Source organism: Embleya sp. NPDC025285 (assembly GCF_055558835.1).
In genome coordinates, this window is record NZ_JBVHLU010000233.1 from 1 (window position 1) to 4,362 (window position 4,362).

Genomic DNA, 4,362 nt, shown 5'->3' on the forward strand with positions numbered 1-4,362 from the left:
TGAACTGCTGCGTATATCTTGGCGGCACGTGCTTTCTCTTTCCGGTTCACTGCAACCCTACGCGGGTCACTGTCCGGAAGATCAAGGGCACCTCACCCACCGCCTGAGCCCCGCCGCGTCCGGCCGGTCGAAGGCCACCGCAAGCGAGGTGGCGGCACCGCGCCGACCGCCCTTGGCGGCTCACCGGTTGCTCCGTTGTGGGCCGGCACACAACGCCCAGATGATGGCGATGTCGACGGCGATCACGACGATCGACCACAGCGGATAGTGCGGCAGCCAGACGAAATTCGCGAGCATGCTCAGCCCCGCCAGGAGCACGCCGAGAAAGCGGGCCCACAGGGCATTGGTGAACAGGGCCAGGCCCGCGAGGAAGATGACGATGCCCAGGATCACATGGATCCAGCCCCAGCCGGTGGTGCTCCACGAGAAGGAGTAGTTGCGCGTCTGGACGATGACATCGTCCTTCGCGATGGCGGCGATCCCCTGGAAGACCGCCAGGACGCCGCCGACGGTCATCAGCACCGCCCCGAAGGTCGTCCAGCCCGACGAGCGAGTGGCTGGCTGCGTGTGCGTGGCCATGTGAAAGCCTCCTTGCCGAGGCAACCTCGAGTGGATGTCCCCTCCTCCCACACTGACCCCTCCGGTGAGTTGCTGCGACTGCAGCCTCCCGGATCGTCCCGCGATGGGGAACGCCCGTGACCCGGGGAAGCCGACGTCCGGACCGGGCCCGGCATCGAGGTTCCCCTGAGATGCACCCGCAGGCAGGCGGTCCTGGCGTCGAACGGAAGACCCGGTGAGCCCGGCGCCGGCGTGGCGCCCGGCAACCACGAGATCCGCAAGGGAACCGATCATGACCACATCGCAGGACACACCTGTCCTGGACATCCTGGCCGCCGTGACCTGGACTCCCTGGAGCGCTGCGGCCTGGCTCCCTACACCCTGATCCTCACCCGCGTCGCCGCGCTCGTCGCCATGGACGCCCCCGCGCTGTCGTATGTGGCGCACTTCTGACGGTGGTCGTGGAAAGCTGGGTCTTCGGCGATTTTCGTGAAGCGTGTCAATCCGCGAGGAGTATTCGGCGGCGCAGAAGCCCGAAGCCGGCGCGGCCGTAGGTCTGGCGTTTGAGCATCTTCGTCCGGTTCACGTGCCCTTCCACCGCTCCCGAGCTCCAGGGGAGCGTCAAGCCGGCCGTGACGGCGTCGAGGTCTTTGCGCAGGCCCTGGGCGAACGTGCACAGTTCCTTGATCTCGGAGACGTCCGTCTGGGCGAGCCATTCGGGAAGCCGGTGGCCGTGTCGTTTCCGCAGAAGCGTCGCGAAGCTGCGAGCGAGTCGGTTGATCTCCGCGAAGTGGGGGCAGCGCTCGCACAGTTCCTTCAGTTGCCGGCGGGCGGCTTCGCTCTGCCGCTCGGGTCGGCCGACAATCCACCGGACCACTTCCCGGACGGGCGGCGGAGGAGGTGGCTTTATGGGCGAAAGCTCTTTCTCGGAAAGGCTGTTGAGGAAGCGGCGGACGGTTTTGCGGCCTCCGGTGTACCCGCGGGCGGCGATGTCGTCGCGGAGCGCCTTCCCTCCGGATTCCCCCGGCTGCGCGAGACCGCGACGGAAGGCCGGGACGTCGCCGCGCTGTTGGGCACACAGGCTCACGTCGGTGCCGCGGCCACCCGCGAACTGCTGCTCGCCACGAGCTCGCCCAGAGTCCTGCACATCGCCACGCACGGGTTCTTCCTGGACGAATCCGATCCGAGCCTGCGGCAGGCCGTCCTCGCTCCGCTGTCCGGCGCCGACCCGGCCTCGATGAGCGACAGCGGCCTGTTGTGGATGTCGCTGCCGCGTCCTCTGCTGCGCTGCGGGCTCGCCCTGGCCGGCGCGAACCACGGCAACACCTCGCTTGCCCGGTCGGACCTCGGCTCGGGCATCGTGACCGGCGAGGACATCGCGGCACTCGACCTCTCCGGCACCGAGCTCGTCGTCCTGTCCGCATGCGACACCAGCCTCGGTGACATTCGCGTGCAGGAGGGGCCACAGGGGTTGGCCCACGCGTTCACTCTCGCCGGTGCCCGATGGACCCTGGTGACGCTGTGGCGCGTCCACGACCGCATCAGCCGGGAGTTCACGACCGCCTTCCACACCGACTACGCCACGCACGGCGACCCGCGCCGGGCCCTGCGCCACGCCCGAAACCGGACCGCCGCCGAACACCCGGACCCGCTGCACTGGGCGGCCTACGTCCTCTATGGCATCCCGGCATCCGTCGAGCCCGACGGCCTTCGACGGCAATCGGGTCCCGACGGCTGACGGCCTGCCCGACCGCGCCGCGCGCAGGCGAGGCAACGCCGGATGGAACAACTGTCCAAGCATGCCACCACAGGCCGGACCGGTGATCCCCCACGGCCACGACAACCTCGGCGTGACCGCAGCCGACCCGATCGTCCCCGTCGCCACCGGCGCGCCTCGTACCCCACGGACGAGGTGCGACCGTGCTCTCTCGTCCCGGTCGGACGCGAAAGCGTGGGAATCGTCGGCATCGACGCTCGCCCGGGACCAAGCCGGGACACGCCACCGGCCGAACCGCCAAGCGGCCGTTCTCCTCGGATGCCTGGGGCACGACGCCTGCGGTCCGCGTGGCCGCAGCGTTGCCAAGGCGGTGGCGATGCCCTTGCCGCTACCGCAGCACCCGCACATCGGCGCAGGCCCGGGTCGGGCCTGCGATCGACGACCGCGGGACGGGCTCCCAGGGTTCGTACGGATCGCGCCGGCCGTCGGTGGATCCCGCCGACGCGACTCGTGAACCGAAGGCACCGCATGGACATCCCCCGAACCCCCCGATCAGCACCCGTGTCGGCCACGCTCGTGGTGGCCGTGACCATGGGCGTGGGTCACGAACCCGGCCACGGTTTCGTGAGCGACACCACCGCCGCCGTCCGCTTCCTGACCGAGTAGGACACCCCGGAAGCGTCACCCGACGATGGCGCGTCCCTTGCCGGTCGAACCGGGCCGCGGGCACCGCGTCCCGGGGGTGGCGGCGCGGGAAATCGAGGACGTGGAATTCGGCCTCGGGGCCGGGGCCAACCCAGGCCCGCGGGTGTGGACGGGCGCAGCACCGCGGTTCTCACCTCCAGGTGCAGCAGCCGACCGTTGCAGCCGGTCGGTCGGCCACCCCACGGCCCGTGTGACAACGCGCACCCTCGTCGGCGGGATCATCTCCGGAATCGCCCGAGCCGCGACTGGCGTCCGAATAATCCATGGTGGCGGGCCCGATCCGTGACAACGCCGACTTCGGCGTCCCGTCACCGAAGCAACGTGTGCGTTTCGGTCACGGGTTCTTGAACGTCGTATATGCGGCGCAGTACGCGATCAGGCCGGTTCCTGCGACAGTGGCGCCCGCGACGACGGCGTAGATGTGGGACGCACCGTCGAGGCCGGTCAGGATTCCGGCCACGAGCCCCGGGCCGCGGCGCCGGCCACGGGGGGCGGCACGGTGCGGGTGGTCATGTCGCGCTCACTCCACGCGACGGTGGTGTTGACGTCCGGGCTGCCGAAACTGTCGAACGCGCGGGTCTACCAGGGTTGGTACAACGAGCGCGGCCACATGCGCTCCATCGGCCTGATCCGCCCCCCGAAGCGCGCTGATCGCACCGACACTCGAACAGGCGACCGGCATCGATGTCACGATCGAACCGAAAGGCGGATCGAGCAAGCCTTCGGGCGAACCGATCGTGTCGATCGACCTCGGAGGGGTCGGACGTAGGCCGGGCGCGTGAAGCAGGAACGCAAGGCGCTCCGCTCCCCCCGCCAGCAGGGCACGAGCACGGGGCGTGGTTGCAGCGTCTGCCGACGGAGGGTGCAATGCACGCGGGGTGCCCGGGACCGTGAACTACGCCTCGCGTCGTGGGCCCGCCGAAGTCGCCGAGATTCCCGACCATCTTCACGACTTCGGCGGAGGTGGATCGACTTGCCGCTCATGAGTCGACCGATCATCGATCGAATTCGACGCGCGCATAACCCTGGCCGGGGCCGTATCGTCCGATTCGGACTGTGCCACGCGCTTCGCTGCGTGGCAGGTGGCGGCACGGGCTCGGTGTCCATTGTTCAGACACGCAATGCGTCAATGCGGGCCCAGGTGTCCGCGCCATGATTGCCTGGTCCGTGAGCCGCCGGGGACGCCCGGCACACCGAGGGGCGCCCCATGTGCCGGGGCGCCCCATGTGCCGGGGCGCCCCTCCTTTCGCGTGCGCGCCCGTCCACTCTCGCGTTCCGGCTTCCCGGTTGTCGGCGGCGGCTCAATTTCGGTTCTGGATCAATTTCCGTGCCAGAGCCACGGAGGGTCACCGGAGCCGCGATCATGAACGGTCGTGGCTGAC

The 4,362-nt window shown here is 69.4% G+C and carries 4 protein-coding genes; 2 read left to right on the forward strand and 2 right to left on the reverse strand.

Translation table 11 applies throughout. The features are described from left to right. Window positions 1-180 precede the first annotated feature (180 nt). Both ACZ4FV_RS51650 and ACZ4FV_RS51655 read right to left on the reverse strand, forming a co-directional pair. The gene (locus ACZ4FV_RS51650) at window positions 181-579 is read right to left on the reverse strand and encodes a DUF7144 family membrane protein (RefSeq protein ID WP_465328359.1); all 399 of its coding nucleotides are present in this window, start codon (window positions 577-579) and stop codon (window positions 181-183) included. A 478-nt stretch (window positions 580-1,057) separates the two neighbouring features. Next, window positions 1,058-1,435: a transposase gene (locus ACZ4FV_RS51655; RefSeq protein WP_465328361.1), complete on the reverse strand. Its 378-nt coding sequence runs from the start codon at window positions 1,433-1,435 to the stop codon at window positions 1,058-1,060. Between ACZ4FV_RS51655 and ACZ4FV_RS51660 the strand changes: the two genes are divergently transcribed. After that, window positions 1,349-2,296: a CHAT domain-containing protein gene (locus ACZ4FV_RS51660; protein WP_465328363.1), complete on the forward strand. Its 948-nt coding sequence runs from the start codon at window positions 1,349-1,351 to the stop codon at window positions 2,294-2,296. The genes ACZ4FV_RS51655 and ACZ4FV_RS51660 overlap by 87 nt on opposite strands. 1,105 nt (window positions 2,297-3,401) lie before the next feature. Beyond that, window positions 3,402-3,749 carry an anti-sigma factor gene (locus ACZ4FV_RS51665; RefSeq protein WP_465328365.1) on the forward strand — a complete coding sequence of 116 codons (348 nt, stop codon included), beginning with the start codon at window positions 3,402-3,404 and terminating at the stop codon, window positions 3,747-3,749. The last annotated feature ends 613 nt before the right edge of the window (window positions 3,750-4,362 follow it).